The following is a 15,287-nucleotide window of genomic DNA, read 5'->3' as shown; positions in this document are numbered from 1 at the left end:
AGTGGGGATTGCCGAAGCCGACCGTCACATGCCATGGATGGCATGTGCCGAGCGTCCCAAGGATGGGCTTGAAGCGTGTCGGCGGAGCGCAACCGCACTGATGTTTCGCACTGCGCGTGTTCTCGGCTTACAGTTCCCGAAGGGGCACGACGAACCGGGTCGCCGTTTTGCCGACAGGCGTGGCAGTTGCACACGGCAACGTCTAGAATGGCCGTTTTGGGCAACCCGCTCCGAGGCAGCATGAACAACACGCACAGCAAGGTGATCGGCTATATCCTGTGGATTTTCGGCTTTATGGGCGCGCACCGCTTCTACTACGGCCGCCCCATCAGCGGCACCATCTACTTTTTTACCCTGGGCCTGTTTTTTATTGGCTGGATAGTGGACTTGTTCCTGATCCCTTCCATGGACCGCGCCGCCGAGCGCCGCTATGTTGTCGGGCCCAAGGACTACAACGTCAGCTGGATACTGTTGACCTTCCTCGGCATCTTTGGCGCCCACCGGCTCTATATGGGCAAGTGGATCACCGCCATCCTCTGGTTCTTCACCGGCGGTCTCTTCCTGCTCGGCTACCTCTACGACTACTGGACCCTGAACGGCCAGGTGGACGAGGTCAACCGGGAGTCGCGCCGGTTCGGCTGACGCCTGGGGCGCGGGCGGGCGCCCGTGCCCCAACCGGTCACTTTATTGTCGGCGCTGAACTCGGCTTGCGGGCAACGGCTTAGCCCAGCAATCCGGCCTGCCTGAGCCGCGTGATCCAGGCCGGGCGCTTGCCGTGGTGGCGTTGCAGCTCGGCCAGGCCCTGCTTGAAATCCTCCTCCCTGCCGGCATGGCGCAGGGCTTCCGCCAGCGCCCGGGCCAGGTTCAGGGCCTGATCATAGCCGACCCCGGAGCCGCGCTTGAGCTGTGTATCCATCTCCTGCCAGATCCGCTCCGGATCCGCCGCCAGGGCGGCGAGACGGGCCCTGTGCTCGGCCAAGTGCCTGGCTTCTAGCTCGGCCTGGACGAGCCGTTCGCGCTCGAGGCGCCGCTCGCGCGCGCTGGCGTAGCCGGTGGCGATCTGGGCCAGGGTGCGGCGAGGAGCGCTCGACGTCCGGGGCCGGCGGCCCCGTTGCCAGTCGAGGAAACGCCGGCGCAGGCCGCGCTCCGCCTCCAGCCCCCGGCCTTCGAGCAGCAGGCGCGCCGTTGCCCTGAGCTCCGGCAGCGGCTGTTGCTCCAGCCAGAGATCGTATTCCGGCTCTTCCTGCCCGGGTTCGGCCGGGCTGGCCGCCGCCGCGGCCTGCAGCCAGTCCGGATCGATCTCCAGAAAGTCTGCCAGTGCCTGCTGGGCGGGTGTTAGGGTCGCCAGGCCGGGCGGCAAGGGCGGCTCGAGATCGCCATCGCCCAGCTCGCCGGCGCTGAGACGGGCCAGCCAGCCGAGGTACAGGGGCCGGACATCGCCCCTCAGCAATTCCTGCCGCAGGGGCAGCAACCGGCTCAGCCAGTCGGGGCCGTCGTCCTGGCGCCAGAACCGCTCGCTCTCGCCGGCTTCGTCGTTGAAGCTCCAGGTCAGTACGCAGTGCCGGCCGGTGACGCTGCTCTCGAAGGTATCGCTCTGGCCGTGCTCGGCCGAGGGCTGCAGGCAGGCATCCAGCATGGCCTGGTCCAGGGCGTCCGTCGGCAGCTTCAGCATCAGCAGGCAATGTCCCCAGTTGGCCGAGTAGAGGTGGGCGTCGAAGTAGCGGTGCATCCATTCCAGGGGGTCGCCCTTGAGGTCGCCCCAATGGTACTCGTTGATAAAGCTGCCGCTGGTGATGGTGGCCCGGCTGGAGCGGGCGCGCAGCTCGGCCTGCTGCCGGGCGCTCAGGGGCTGGTCGAGGGCGGCAAACTCGTAATATTGGTATTCGCTCATGAAGGCATTCCCTCTCTGCTTGGGGGCCGAAGTGCCCGATATGGTGCAACCTTTGGGTATCCGTGTCCATGGGATGACGGCGGCGTCCCTCGGATGCCGATGCCATCGTGCCCTCTTCTTACTCGAACCGCGCCCGGAATTGCCGGTATTCCCGCTGGGCGGCGTCGGTGGCGGTGCTGTACAGCCAGAGCGGCTGGCCCGGGCGACACTGGGCCAGGCGGGAGCAGGCCAGGGGCGTCAGGGTGCCGAGGCGGGGATAGCCGCCGATGGTCTGGCGGTCGTTGAGCAGCACTATGGGCTGGCCGTCCGGCGGTACCTGCACCGCGCCCAGGTTGATGCCCTCGGAGATCATCGAGGCGATGGAGCAATGCAGCGGCGGCCCCTGCAGGCGGATACCCATGCGATCCGAGCGGTTGTCGACCCGCCAGGGTTGGCCGAAAGCGTTGAGCAGGCTGGCATCATCGAAAAAGCGGAACTGGGCGCCGGGGATCAGCGCCAGCCGGGGCATTTCCCCATAATCGGGCAGGGCGTCGTCGGGCAGGCGGCGTGCCGGTATGGCGGTTTCATTCGGCACAAAAGCCAGCCGGTCGCCGGCGGCCAGCTTGCTGCCATCGCCCTTGTGGCCGCCCAGGCCGTCGCGCACCACGCAGGCCCGGCTGCCCAGCACCGGCTCGGCGATAAAACCGCCGGCTACCGCCAGGTAGGCACGCACACCCTGGCGGCACATGCCGAGGCTCAGCACCTGGCCGGCCTTGAGGGTAAAGGCCCGCCAGGGCGCGAGAGGCTTGCCGTCCAGGGTCGCCTGCATATCCGGGCCGGCCAGGGCCAGCCGGCAGTCCTGCCCGGCCTTGAGTTCCAGGCCGCCGAGGGTGATTTCCAGCGCCGTGCCGCCCCAGGGGTTGCCCAGCAGCCAGTTGGCCCAGGCCCAGGCGTGCAGGTCGGCGGGGCCGCCCTGGGTGACGCCCAGGCGGCGTACGCCGTAGCGGCCGGCGTCCTGCAGGGTGCTGAGCGGGCCGGGGCGGCTAATGGTGAGATATCCTTGTGCCATCATGAACTACCTTGTTGCCATGGGAGAGGTATCGCCGCCGAGGCGCTCGAAGGCGGCCTTGTCGACCGGCACGAAACGTACCCTGTCGCCCACCTGCAGCAGGCTTAAGCGTTTGCTGCGCGGGTCGAACAGGGTGGCGCTGGTGCGCCCGAGCAGGTTCCAGCCACCGGGCGAGACTTGGGGATAGGCGGAGGTCTGGCGGCCGGCGATGGCCACGCTGCCCGCCGGCACCCGCGGCCGGGGGGTATCGAGCCGGGGCAGCTCCAGTTCGGCGGGCAGGCTGCCCATAAAGGCGAAGCCGGGGGCAAACCCCAGTGCGAAGACCCGGTACTCGTGCTCGCTGTGCAGTTGGATCAGCCGGTCGGCGGCGAGGCCGGTATGCCGCTCCAGCCGGGCCATGTCCGGGCCCACGCTGGGGTGGTACCACACCGGCAGCTCCTTGACCGGGGTGTCGGCAAGGTCCCGGTCCGGGGTCAGCCCGGCCAGCACAGCCTGCAGCTTCTTCCGTGCCTGGTCGTCATCCAGGCGCAGGGGATCGTACTGCACCAGCACCGTGGTGTAGGAGGGCACCAGATCCACCAGGTCGTCGCCGAAGGCCTGCTCGCAGGCCCGAACCAGGGCGGTAATCCAGCCCATGTTGCGTTCATCTATGCCGTCGAACAGCCGCACCAGCCAGGCATCCATACCGGCATTTTCCAGCCGGGGCTGGGGGCTCATGCCAGTTGATCCAGGGCCTGGCGGATGGCCTTGACCGCCGCGATGGACTCGGGGTTGTCGCCGTGCACGCACAGGGTGTCGGCCGCCAGCGTAAGCGGGCTGCCGTCACTGGCGGTGAGCGCCTGGCCCAGGGCGATGCGGCGGGCCTGCTCGACGATGACGGCGGGGTCGTGGTGCACGGCGCCGGGCAACCGGCGGGAGACCAGGTAGCCCTGGGCGTCGTAGGCGCGATCGGCGAAGGCCTCGAGCCAGAGGGTGACGCCGTGCCGCGCGGCAAGTGCCTGGGCCGGCTCTGGATCCTTGGTGGCCATCACCATCAGCGGCAGGGTGGCGTCATAGGCGGCCACCGCCTTTATCACCGCCTCCAGCCGGGCCGGGTCCTGCATCATGTCGTTGTAGAGGGCGCCGTGGGGCTTGACGTAGGCCACCCGGCCGCCTTCGGCCCGGCACAGGGCGTCCAGCGCCCCCAACTGGTAGAGCACCAGGTTCTCGATTTCGGCGGGGGAGCAGGCCAGGGAGCGGCGGCCAAAACCCACCAGATCCGGGTAGGCCGGGTGGGCACCCACTGTCACCCCGTGGTCCAGCGCCAGGCGCACGGTGCGGCGCATGGTGTCCGGATCGGAGGCATGAAAGCCGCAGGCCACGTTGGCCAGATCCACGAAAGGCATCACCTCCCGGTCGCAACCCATCACCCAGGGGCCGAAGCTTTCCCCCATGTCGGCATTTAGCAGTAGTTTGGGCATGGTGTCAGGCTCTTTGGATATTGGTTGAAAAGGCCATCTTATCCCGTTTTCCCGGGGTTTTCTCCGCCGGCGCAACGGCCCCTTGTTTTCCTCTGGGCTATTTATCAAATGCCGCCAACTGATTATGATGTAGCCTCATTTTAACCAAGAGGCCCGGCCAAAAACCGGTAACTATATGGATTGCTCGCGAAGTTGCCTGCAACTGATCTCCGCTCGTTTCGTTTGTTTCTTTCCTGACCGCGCTACGGTACCTGCCGTCCCATCCAGATCCGAACCCTGCCCCGGCTATACTCAGCTTGCCGGTCTGGCCCGTGCGGCTTGTTAATCTGCATCCGTCTTACTGACTCAAGAGGTAATTCATGGAATTCCTGATGGATCCGTCTGTGTGGGCGGGCCTGCTGACGCTGGTGATCCTGGAAATCGTGCTGGGTATCGACAACCTGGTATTTATTGCCATCCTGGTCAAGAAACTGCCGCCCCACCAGCGCGACCGGGCCCGTATTATCGGCCTGTCGCTGGCGCTGATCATGCGCCTTGGCCTGCTGAGCCTGGTGTCCTGGCTGGTTACCCTGACCAGGCCGTTGCTTACCCTGGGTGAACTGAGTTTCTCCGGGCGGGATCTGATCCTGATGGCCGGCGGTCTCTTCCTGCTGTTCAAGGGCACCATGGAGCTGCACGAGCGGCTGGAAGGCAAGATGCACGAGGCCAGCACCAGCGTGGCCTATGCCGGTTTCGGGGTGGTTATCGCCCAGATCCTGGTGCTGGATGCGGTGTTCTCGCTCGACTCCATCATTACCGCCGTGGGCATGGTGGACAACCTGGCAGTGATGATGATCGCCGTGGTACTGGCCATGGTGGTGATGCTGGTGGCGTCCAAGCCGCTTACCGAGTTCGTCAACGCCCATCCCACCGTGGTGGTGCTGTGCCTGAGCTTCCTGCTGATGATCGGTTTCAGCCTGGTGGCCGAGGGCTTTGGTTTCCATATTCCCAAGGGCTATCTGTACGCCGCCATCGGCTTCTCGATTTTGATCGAGTTTTTCAACCAGCTGGCCAAGCGCAATTCCCAGAAGGCCGAGGCGCGGCTGCCCCTGCGCGAGCGCACCACCCAGGCCATCTTCAACCTGATGGGCGGAGGCCGCCCGGTGGCCGAGGCGCCGGCGGACGACAGGCAGCACAAGGAGCAGCAGGGCTTTGCCGAGGAAGAGCGCAATATGATCAGCGGCGTGCTGTCTTTGGCGGAGCGCTCCATCCGCACCGTAATGACGCCCAGGGCCGATATCGCCTGGATAGACATCCACGACGACCGGGACGAGGTGATGGCACTGTTGCTGGGGACTTCTCACAGCCTGTTCCCGGTGTGCGACGATGAGCTGGACAACATCATAGGGGTGGTGCGCGCCAAGGAGCTGGTGTCCGGGCTGAAGGAGGGCAGGTCACTGCCCGAATTGGCCCGGGACCACGATCCCATCATAGTGCCCGACAGCATCAGCGTGATCCGCCTGCTCAACATACTGCGCGAGGCGCGCGGTAATATGGTGCTGGTCAGTGACGAGTTCGGCACCGTGCAGGGGCTGGTAACGCCCCACGACCTGCTGGAGGCCATCGTCGGCGAGTTTCTTGAAGAGGACGAGGAGCCAGAGGTGCTGGCCGATGAACACGGCTGGCTGGTGAAGGGCAGCACCGATCTGCACTACCTGGAGCAGGTGCTGGCGCGCAAGGGGCTGGTGGATCCGGCCGATGAATACGCGACCCTGGCGGGCCTGCTGCTGGCCCTGGCCGGCCAGCTGCCGGAGCCGGGCGCGGTGTTCGAACGCGAGGATCTGCGCTTTGAAGTGACTCAGGTCGATGATTTCCGCATCGCCCAGGTGCGCATTACTCCGCTGGGCACCTGAGTAAGGACGGTGCCGTAACCGGTCATGCCCGCGAAGGCGGGCGTGACTACAACACCGCCTCTATGGCGGTTTTCAATTTTTTGCTGTCCGGCCCCGTCAGGCTGGAAAACACCGCTGTCACTCGCCCTTCCCGATCGATCACGTATTTGTAAAAGTTCCAGCGCGGCGCCTTGCCGCTCTGGCGGGAGATTTCCCGGAAGATGGGGTGGGCGTCGTCGCCTCGCACCTTGATGGGCGCCACCATGCTGAAGGTCACCCCGAAGTTGACGTAGCAGACCTCCGCCGCTTCGGCTTCGCTGTTGGCTTCCTGGTTGAAGTCATTGGACGGAAAACCCACCACTTTCAAACCCTGGTCCTTATATTGCTGATGCAGCGCCTCCAGCCCCTCGAACTGGCCGGTAAAGCCGCAGTGGCTGGCGGTGTTCACCACCAGCAGCGGCTGGCCGGCAAACTGGCGCATGTCTACCGTCTCGTTCGAGTGCAGCCGGGGCAGCTGGTGTTCAAACAGGGCGGCAGCGTTTGGCTCGGTTGCGCTGGCGGTCTGGCACAGCAGCAGGCCACAGAGGCCGCTGAACAGTTTTTTCATCTCGATCACTCCCTGATGATCCACGGGCATGGTTTAAGGTTACCGCCACAAAGACCCTGGCGGATAAAAGATCCTTGCACCGGAGGCGATATCGTCATTGCCGACGAGGCTACCACCAGCGGTTGCGCCGCAGCCGATGGGGATTCAAACAGTGCTCATAAGATGCTTTATTCGATATTGCTCACATGGCGTCTGATGAAAAGATAGTCCGGGCGAACACGCCCGGACTTGCCTTAACGGATATTGACGGCTGTGAGAAGGTTTCAGCAGATATCCGTTGATTATTGGGTCGCTATCAGATCGGTGATGGCCTGACCCAGCTCCTGAGTGCTGGCGGAACCGCCCATGTCGCGTGTCAGGGAGTATCCCTCGCGAATGAGGGTTTCCACCGCCGCCATGATGGTGTCGTGGATCTCCTGGCTACCCAGATGCTGCATCATCATGGCTGCTGCCCAGATAGTGCCAATGGGATTGGCGATGTTCTGGCCGGCGATATCAGGCGCTGATCCGTGCACTGGTTCGAACATGGAAGGAAATTCTTTCTCAGGGTTGATGTTGGCTGAGGGCGCGATGGCGATGGTGCCGGTACAGGCGGGACCGAGATCCGACAGGATGTCACCGAACAGGTTGGAGCCAACGATAACGTCGTAGAATTCCGGCATTCTCACCAGGTTGGCGGTGAAGATGTCAATGTGGAACTGATCCACTTTGACGTCTGGGTATTGCTCCGCCATGGCCGCAACCCGGCTGTCCCAATAGGGCATGGAGTGAAACAGGCCGTTTGACTTGGTGGCCGAGCTTAGGTGTTTCTTGTCCCGGGAGCGGGCCAGATCAAAGGCGTATTTCAGAATACGGTCGGTGCCCTTGCGGGTGAAGATGCTCTGTTGGGACACAACCTCGTCGTCAGTTCCCTCATACTGAATGCCGCCGATGGCGGAGTACTCGCCTTCCACGTTCTCACGCACCACGTAAAAGTCGATGTCGCCGGGCTTTTTATTGGCCAGTGGAGACTGCAAACCTTCAAACAGGCGCACCGGGCGCAGGTTGACATACTGGTTGAAGGCGCGGCGAATAGGTAACAGCAGGCCCCAAAGCGAGATATGGTCCGGCACGCCGGGAAAGCCGACGGCACCGAGGAAGATGGCGTCAAAGGACTTGAGCTGTTCCAGCCCATCTTCCGGCATCATGCGGCCAGTACGGTGGTAGGTTTCACATGACCAGTCGAAATGAGTGAAATTCAACGTAATATCGTGCTTTTTAGCTGCGGCTTCCAGCACCTTGAGACCTTCGGGGATGACCTCCTGGCCAATACCGTCACCGGGAATCACTGCGATGTTGAACCTGGACATTTTGATAACCTCTGGTTGTCTTATTTGAGAGTTTGGACATTCAGTTTACGACCCGCTCTGATAAGATGGAGCCATGAACTGTAATCCTTGAGTTTACAAAGTATGGATAAGCTGCCAGCGCTGGACGACATTCGCGTGTTTGTAACGGCGGCCCGGCTGATGAGCTTTGCCCGGGCCGCCGAGCAGCTCATGGTGTCCCCCGCCTATATCTCGAAGCGGGTGAAAATGCTGGAGGAAAACCTGGAGCTGGCGCTGTTTTTTCGCTCGGCCCGGGCCATTTCCCTGACCCGGGAAGGGGAGATAGTGCTGCGTACCGGCGAGCAACTGTTGCAGGGGCTGGCGGCGATGAAAGGGGAACTGAACGCTTCCCGGCAGGAGGTACAGGGCAAGCTGCGCATCAGTTGCAGCACCGGCTTCGGCAGCGCATACATCAACCCCTTTATTCTGGCGCTGCGCTCCCGCTATGACCGGCTGGACATCGACCTGACCCTGACCGACAGGGCGGTAGACATCATCAGCGAAAACATCGATCTGGATATCTGCATTGGTGGCGCCATCCCCGAGCAATACATAGCGCGCCGCATTGCCGAAAACGTCCGCGTGTTTTGTGCCTCACCGGGCTATCTGGCCCGGCGCGGCTGGCCTGAGCATCCGCGCGAGCTGGAAAAGCAGCACGACTGCATCAGTATTCGCGAGCGCAACCAGGCCCCCGCCAGCTGGAAGGTAGAGCGCGGGGCCGAGGTGACGACCGTGTATCCCAACAGCCGGCTGAGCGTGAACAACGGCGACGTGGCCAAACAGTGGTGCCTCAAGGGCGAGGGTATTATGCTGCGCTCCCTCTGGAGCGTTCTGCCTGAACTGGAGCAGGGCGCCCTGCTGCGGGTGCTGCCGGAGTGGCAGCAGCCGGCGGATGTTTACGCCGTGTATTCCCAGCGGGTCGGCACCAATGCCAACCTGCGTGTCTTTATTGACAACCTGGAGCAATATTTGGCGCAACGGTGGCAGGGCAAATTCAGGATGAATGAACAAATAGTGAGTAACCAATAATGACGGGCACAACTGCATTCGGAGAGCGCCTGCTGTCCCTACTGAAACAACGGAAAATCAAGCAGCTAAAAGTGGCCGAAGCCCTGGGTGTGTCGCGTACGGCGGTAAACAAGTGGACCAAAGGTGGCATGATTGACGATGGCAACCTCGAGCGGCTGGCGGCCTTTCTGGAGGTGGACAAGATCTGGTTGAAGTATGGTGAATACGCCAGCGGCACACCTGATGCCCAGCCCCGCGCAGCGCGCAATATTAATGAAGTTCATCTGCATGACTCCGCCGATATTGTCACCTGGGAGTGGGATTTGCTTACCGGCAAGGTGCATTATTCCGACAACGTAGAAAGTGTATACGGAGTCCGCCTGAGCAGTAACGATGAGTTTTGGGACATGATGAGCGAGCAGGCCCGGGAAAAGCTGGTCAATGGCTATTCCAGGATCATTCGCGAAGGCGGCGCCCATGAAATGGACTTTAAAATAGACAGGAACGGCAGTCATCGCTGGATTACTTCCCGCGCCACTGGAGTGAAAGGCCCCAATGGCAAGGTGACCAAGCTGGTGGGTATCAGCCTGGATAACACCGAGCGCAAAAGCACCGAGCTGCGCTTGCGCAAAATGAAAATTTATTTCGATATGCTGCTGAAGCATCTTCCGCACCTGGTGGTTTTCACCGATAGTGCGGGAGAGATCCTGCTTGACAATCACGAGTCTCGCTCCGAGAAGATGGATTATCTGGAGCTGCAACGGCTGCTGTATCAGTTGGTGCTGAATAACCATGAATGGCTTGAGCAGTTGAGCGCCAGTGGTTACGGTGAACTGGTGTTTCAGGGGCGGCGGATTACCGCTTATCATCATATAGATGATGAGCGGCAGCCATTTCTGATGTTTGAACTGCGCTGAGTCGGATGGCGTGGTTTATTTAAAAAAACCGGCCCAATTAAGGAGCCGGCTTTCTTGGCTGTAGCTCCTTTTGCTCAGAGATCCAATACCAGGCGGTTGCCTTTAGCACGGGATACACAGATCATCATGCTCTTCTGGGCGGTGCGTTCACCTTCGTCCAGATAATGGTCGCGATGGTCAGCCTCACCTTCCAGAATCACGGTTTCGCAAGTGCCACACACGCCGTTGCGACACAAACACTCGATGGCAATGCGCTTATCGTTTTCAATGGCCTGCAAAATCGACATGTCCTGGCCCACCTCCAGGCTGAAGCCGGAGCGTTGAAAATGTACTTCGAATGAGTTGCCACCGCTGGCGATCTCACCAAAGTTTTCGAAATGCACTTGCTGCTCACCCAGATGGACATTGCCGTGTTCGATTACGGCGTTGATGAGTGGCTGTGGACCGCAGACATAGAGATGAGTGTTCTGGTTTTGTTGCTGTACCAGCCGCTCCACCGACAACTGCTGGCCCTGTGCGTTGTCATAGACAAAGAGCCGATCTCCGATACGCTGGCGCAGCTGTTCCACGTAGGCGGCGTTGGCGCCGTTGCGGAAACAGTAGTGCAGCTCAAAATCCATTCCCTCCTGCTCCAGCTCGTAGAGGTAGGACAGGAAGGGGGTGATACCAATGCCGCCGGCGACCAGCACATGCTTGCAGGTTGTGTCATGAACCAGAGGGAAGAAGTTCTGTGCCGGTGAGAGATGTAATACATCCCCAACCGCCACCTTGTCATGCATATAGGCGGAGCCACCTTTGGAATTTTCGTCCCTCAGCACCGAAATACGGTAGTGCCCGGTGCCGGCCGGATCACTGATCAGTGAATAGGCGCGTCGTAGGCCAGCGTCATCCATGTGTACGGCGACGTGACTGCCGGCGGTGAACGGAGCCAGCTCCGTGTCCCGGGCCATAAATTCAAACATCTTGATGGTCGGGCTCAGCTGCTCGATACGGCTGACGGTGACTGCAATTTTTTGCTGGTTCATAACGGTACTCGCTTTAATTCAAATCAGGCGATGTCAACACAGAGGTACTTCACGGTCAGGTAGTCCTCTATGCCGTAGCGGGAGCCCTCCTTGCCCAGGCCGGACTGTTTGACGCCACCAAAGGGAGCCACTTCGTTGGAGATCATGCCGGTATTGATGCCGACCATGCCGCTTTCCAGTTTTTCGGCGACCCTGTACACCCGGCGCACATCCTGTGAGAAAAAGTAGGCGGCCAGGCCGAAAATGGTGTTGTTGGCCTGGGCCAGCACTTCGTCTTCATCGTGGAAGCGGATCAGAGTGGCGATGGGGCCGAAGATTTCTTCATGAACGATGTTCATCGAGTCGTCGACATCCACCAGAATCTTCGGGTTGATGTAGTTGTCTCTTTCCTCTATCTCGTTGCCCAGCTCGATCAGGCGGGCACCTTTGGCCAGCGCATCGTCCAGCAGTACCTGCATGCCCTCGATGGCTCGCCGGGTGATCATGGGGCCGATGTCTGTGCTCTGCTCCAGACCATTGCCGACACGCAGCTGAGCCACCCTGGCGGTGAACTTCTCCAGAAACTCGTCGTAGACGGTATCATGCACATAGAAACGGTTGACGCAGACACAGGTCTGGCCGCCGTTACGGAACTTGGCCAGCATGGCGCTGGCAACAGCCTTGTCGATGTCCGCATCGTCAAACACGATGAAGGGAGCATTGCCACCGAGCTCAAGCGAGGTTTTCTTGATGGTCGAAGCGCATTGCTCGGACAGCACGCGACCCACCTGGGTGGAGCCGGTGAAGGAAAACTTGCTGATCAGCGGGTGCCGGGTCAGCGGCTCACCCAAGGCGCGGGCATTACCGGTGACCACGTTGAAGATACCGGCAGGAATGCCCGCCTGGGCGGCTAGCTCAGCCAGCGCCAAGGCAGTAAAGGGGGTTTCGGACGCCGGCTTGATCACGATACTGCAGCCTGCGGCCAGGGCTGGCGCGGCCTTACGAGTAATCATGGCTGCCGGGAAGTTCCACGGAGTGATGGCACTGCACACACCGATGGGTTGCTTGATGGTGGACAAACGGTTGCTGCCGACGGTAGGTGGAATCGTCTCACCGTAAACCCGTTTTCCTTCTTCGGCGAACCACTCGACGAAGGAGGCGGCATAGCGGATCTCGCCCTTGGCCTCGTGCAGGGGCTTGCCTTGCTCCAGAGTCATGATGATGCCGAGATCGTCGATGCTGGCTTCGATCAGGGTGAACCAACGATGCAGGATTTTGGATCTTTCCTTGGCGGTCAGGGCGCTCCACCCTGCCATGGCGGCGTGTGCTTGTTCTATGGCCGTGTTGACCTGCTCGACGCCGAGGCTGGGCACAGTGCCCAGCACGGCCAGGTTGGCCGGGTTAGTGACGGTGATACTCTCGTCGGCACCTACCCACTGGCCGTTGATATAGCACTCTTGTCGAAACAGGTTAGGGTTGCTGAGCGTATTCATACTGTAATTTCCTTGCGGTTTTAATGCGGTAAGCGAATTCAGTCAAGGTGTGCGCTGGCAACCAGTTTGTGGAAATGAGCCACGCCGTGTTCACTGATCCCACTACGCTGCCGATCCGCCATGATGCGACCCTGTCCCCGGTAGCCGCGTGATTTCAGACCACGCTGTACGCTTTCTACCAGACGCAGATCTTCCGGGCGGAACACGGTGCGATACCACTCCACCAGATTTTTCTGATATTCGGTCAGCTCTTCATTGAGGAAGTAGATTTCATAGTGCTGCAGGGTTTCACCGGCGCTGACCGGAAACTCGTAAATAACAGTCATAAAGTCACCGCCCGGAGGCATGTTGAACATGGTGCAGGGCCAGATCCAAAAGCCAAAGAAGCGCGGATTGACCAGTGTACTGTCGAACTGGTAAGAGGATTCAGACGGCTTGGCCTTACCTATCTGTACCGTCCAGTTGTCATGTAACTGATGCTCGTACACGCCAACATCCACCGAGCTGGCAAAGCTGACGTGGTTGGTCGGGCAGTGATAGCACTCGATATAGTTATCAACGATGGTCTTCCAGTTGGCCGGGGTATGGCTGACAAAGCGGGCGGCCAGCTTGAGATCCTTGATGACCGCACAGGCTTCTTCCATTTTTTCGGCCAGGCCCGGCAGCTGTTCCTCGATTGGCTGTGGCTCTCCCCGGGTCAGGTTGACGTAAATAAAGCCTGCATGCTCAATCACATGGAAGCTGCTCAGGCTCATGGCGTCCGCTTCAAAGTTATTGACGTTCTCACAGTTGGTGGCATGAGCGAGTTTGCCATCCAGTTTGAAGGCCCAGGCGTGGTAGGGGCAGGTGATTACGTTTTTGGTCTTACCCGACTCGCCGCTGATCAGCTGATGGCCACGGTGAGGGCAGACATTATAAAAACCACGGAGTACATCATCCCGGCCGCGGACGATCACCAGGCTTTCGCCAATCAGCTGGCGGGTGATAAACGCATTCTTTTCAGCCACCTCGCTACAGTGAGCGACACAAACCCATGAGTTAGCGAAGATTTTTTCCTTTTCAAACTCAAACACCTCTTCTGAGGTGTAATAGCGAGCAGGTATGGTCCAGGCGTTATCGATGTCGCTGTGGTCATCCATGGAAATCATCTTGTTGGCATTGCTGATCGCGAGATTCATCTTGTTCACCTTTGTAAACTATGGGTTGACAGTTTGTGTGGATGTTAGTGCCGCCACCTGAGTCAGTCAACAGTGGATTGCAAAAAAAGTTAACCAAGTTAACATTTATCATATTAAATTCTTTTATATCAATGTCTTGTGTTTGTTTTTGCTTGTTTATTTATGGTTAATTTTTCGTTGACTAAGTACCTGGGTACCGCTATCTTTTGTAAACCACTGGTTTTGGTTGTGGCGCGACACCGAAACCTCTGCCCTCGTAGCTTGGATGCAAGCGAACCCTGCGGATGCTGTGGCAGGTGATTTTTTTGAAGACAGGGACTTTTAAGCAAATGGAGAGAGTTTTATGATGAGGCATAAGAAGTCGGTTTTTTATATTTCTTTACTTCTTAGTTTGTTGTTGATAAGTGTTGGAGTGTTTATACCTGAAAAGTTGGAATCGTTTTCTAATGGATCGCTTGGATTTATATATAACAACCTAGGCTGGTTTATTTTAGGTTGTGTTTTTATATTCTTTTTGTTTTGTATGTACTTGGGTATTTCAAAATTTGGCCAGGTTCGGTTAGGAGATGACAACGACAGGCCAGAATATAACACTGCAACCTGGATAGGTATGCTTTTCAGTGCATCCATCGGCATCAGTCTTGTTTTTTGGGGGATTGCCGAGCCGGTATCTTACTATATAAGTCCACCGGTTGGAGAGGGGTATAGCGAACAGGCAGCCAAGACAGCCATGCAATATGTCTATCTGCATTGGGGTGTTTCTGCTTGGGCTTGTTACGCCTTGGTGGGTGTCTCTCTCGCATTTTTCCAGTTCAGGAAAAAATTGCCATCCTCACTCAGTTCTGTTTTTTACCCTTTGATTGGCAATAAAATTTCAGGTCCTGTGGGTAAATGGATTGATGTGATTGTTATATTGTCAGTGGTCATTGGAATAGCGACGTCACTTGGTTTTGGTACGCTGCAGGTAAATACCGGGGTAAATGTTCTCTGGGATCTTCCTATCAACATTTCCACTCAGGCTATAATTATAGTGGCGGTGACAGTCGTTTACATAGCATCAACAATATCTGGGTTGCAAGGTGCTATAAAACATCTTTCCAATCTTAATATGATACTGGCATTCGCTTTGTTGGGATTTGTACTCTTGATGGGGCCCACTCAGGCAATTTTCAAAATTTTGTTCCAGGGAGTGGGGGATTATGTACAAAATTTTGTCAGTATGTCCTTCCGTACCGAGCCCTATGGTGATGGCAGCTGGATTGCAAATTGGACGCTATTCTACTTTGGATGGTGGATTGCCTGGGCACCTTTGGTAGCAGGGCGGGAGCACACTTTGCTGTAAATTTAACCAAAGAATAATTGGGCCCGATAATCGTCGTTCCAACTGGCTCGCTTCAGCTTGTTGCGCTGGCTCGGTGAGCCACATTCGCTCTGCCTGAGGAT

The 15,287-nt window shown here is 59.0% G+C and carries 14 protein-coding genes; 5 read left to right on the top strand and 9 right to left on the bottom strand.

Annotated features, from left to right (window positions below; genetic code table 11):
- Window positions 1–240 precede the first annotated feature (240 nt).
- A complete protein-coding gene (locus C7I36_RS14245) occupies window positions 241–642 on the top strand; it encodes an NINE protein (RefSeq protein WP_106454406.1) in 402 nt (133 codons plus the stop codon).
- A gap of 79 nt (window positions 643–721) precedes the next feature.
- On the opposite strand, the gene C7I36_RS14240 is transcribed toward C7I36_RS14245, so the two are convergent.
- The 4 genes from C7I36_RS14240 to C7I36_RS14225 all read right to left on the bottom strand — a co-directional run bounded on the left by C7I36_RS14240 (window position 722) and on the right by C7I36_RS14225 (window position 4,399).
- Window positions 722–1,891 carry a hypothetical protein gene (locus tag C7I36_RS14240; RefSeq protein WP_106454362.1) on the bottom strand — a complete coding sequence of 390 codons (1,170 nt, stop codon included), beginning with the start codon at window positions 1,889–1,891 and terminating at the stop codon, window positions 722–724.
- A gap of 118 nt (window positions 1,892–2,009) precedes the next feature.
- The gene (locus C7I36_RS14235; protein ID WP_181256386.1) at window positions 2,010–2,942 is read right to left on the bottom strand and encodes a 5-oxoprolinase subunit C family protein; all 933 of its coding nucleotides are present in this window, start codon (window positions 2,940–2,942) and stop codon (window positions 2,010–2,012) included.
- A 3-nt stretch (window positions 2,943–2,945) separates the two neighbouring features.
- A complete protein-coding gene (pxpB, locus tag C7I36_RS14230; RefSeq protein WP_106454360.1) occupies window positions 2,946–3,656 on the bottom strand; it encodes a 5-oxoprolinase subunit PxpB in 711 nt (236 codons plus the stop codon).
- Window positions 3,653–4,399 carry a 5-oxoprolinase subunit PxpA gene (locus C7I36_RS14225; protein ID WP_106454359.1) on the bottom strand — a complete coding sequence of 249 codons (747 nt, stop codon included), beginning with the start codon at window positions 4,397–4,399 and terminating at the stop codon, window positions 3,653–3,655. Before C7I36_RS14225 ends, pxpB begins: the two co-directional genes overlap by 4 nt.
- Before the next feature lie 359 nt (window positions 4,400–4,758).
- Here C7I36_RS14225 and C7I36_RS14220 point away from each other — a divergent pair, with 359 nt between their 5' ends.
- Window positions 4,759–6,291, top strand: coding sequence for a TerC family protein (locus tag C7I36_RS14220; protein ID WP_106454358.1), 1,533 nt, complete (start codon window positions 4,759–4,761; stop codon window positions 6,289–6,291).
- 46 nt (window positions 6,292–6,337) lie between these two features.
- On the opposite strand, the gene C7I36_RS14215 is transcribed toward C7I36_RS14220, so the two are convergent.
- Together C7I36_RS14215 and C7I36_RS14210 are read right to left on the bottom strand one after the other, a co-directional pair.
- Entirely contained in the window at window positions 6,338–6,877 is a 540-nt protein-coding gene (locus C7I36_RS14215) for a glutathione peroxidase (RefSeq protein WP_106454357.1), read from the bottom strand.
- Window positions 6,878–7,158: 281 nt separating this feature from the next.
- The gene (locus tag C7I36_RS14210) at window positions 7,159–8,226 is read right to left on the bottom strand and encodes a tartrate dehydrogenase (protein ID WP_106454356.1); all 1,068 of its coding nucleotides are present in this window, start codon (window positions 8,224–8,226) and stop codon (window positions 7,159–7,161) included.
- Between the two features lie 102 nt (window positions 8,227–8,328).
- Here C7I36_RS14210 and C7I36_RS14205 point away from each other — a divergent pair, with 102 nt between their 5' ends.
- Both C7I36_RS14205 and C7I36_RS14200 read left to right on the top strand, forming a co-directional pair.
- Window positions 8,329–9,273, top strand: a complete 945-nt coding sequence (locus tag C7I36_RS14205; RefSeq protein ID WP_106454355.1) for a LysR substrate-binding domain-containing protein — start codon at window positions 8,329–8,331, stop codon at window positions 9,271–9,273.
- Window positions 9,273–10,169 carry a helix-turn-helix domain-containing protein gene (locus tag C7I36_RS14200; protein WP_106454354.1) on the top strand — a complete coding sequence of 299 codons (897 nt, stop codon included), beginning with the start codon at window positions 9,273–9,275 and terminating at the stop codon, window positions 10,167–10,169. The genes C7I36_RS14205 and C7I36_RS14200 overlap by 1 nt, the downstream gene beginning before the upstream one ends.
- A gap of 74 nt (window positions 10,170–10,243) precedes the next feature.
- On the opposite strand, the gene C7I36_RS14195 is transcribed toward C7I36_RS14200, so the two are convergent.
- From C7I36_RS14195 to C7I36_RS14185, 3 genes are read right to left on the bottom strand one after another with little or no spacing between them, the layout of a single operon-like run.
- The gene (locus tag C7I36_RS14195) at window positions 10,244–11,194 is read right to left on the bottom strand and encodes a PDR/VanB family oxidoreductase (protein ID WP_106454353.1); all 951 of its coding nucleotides are present in this window, start codon (window positions 11,192–11,194) and stop codon (window positions 10,244–10,246) included.
- A gap of 23 nt (window positions 11,195–11,217) precedes the next feature.
- Window positions 11,218–12,666, bottom strand: coding sequence for an NAD-dependent succinate-semialdehyde dehydrogenase (locus tag C7I36_RS14190; protein WP_106454352.1), 1,449 nt, complete (start codon window positions 12,664–12,666; stop codon window positions 11,218–11,220).
- Between the two features lie 38 nt (window positions 12,667–12,704).
- A complete protein-coding gene (locus C7I36_RS14185) occupies window positions 12,705–13,844 on the bottom strand; it encodes an aromatic ring-hydroxylating oxygenase subunit alpha (protein WP_281258153.1) in 1,140 nt (379 codons plus the stop codon).
- Between the two features lie 343 nt (window positions 13,845–14,187).
- Between C7I36_RS14185 and C7I36_RS14180 the strand changes: the two genes are divergently transcribed.
- Window positions 14,188–15,186, top strand: coding sequence for a BCCT family transporter (locus C7I36_RS14180; RefSeq protein WP_219899664.1), 999 nt, complete (start codon window positions 14,188–14,190; stop codon window positions 15,184–15,186).
- Window positions 15,187–15,287: the final 101 nt, after the last annotated feature.

The sequence above is a fragment of the Zobellella taiwanensis genome (assembly GCF_003012795.1).
GTDB lineage: Bacteria > Pseudomonadota > Gammaproteobacteria > Enterobacterales > Aeromonadaceae > Oceanimonas > Oceanimonas taiwanensis.
Note: the sequence above shows the minus strand (reverse complement) of the source record. Positions and strands in the feature narration are given on the sequence as shown.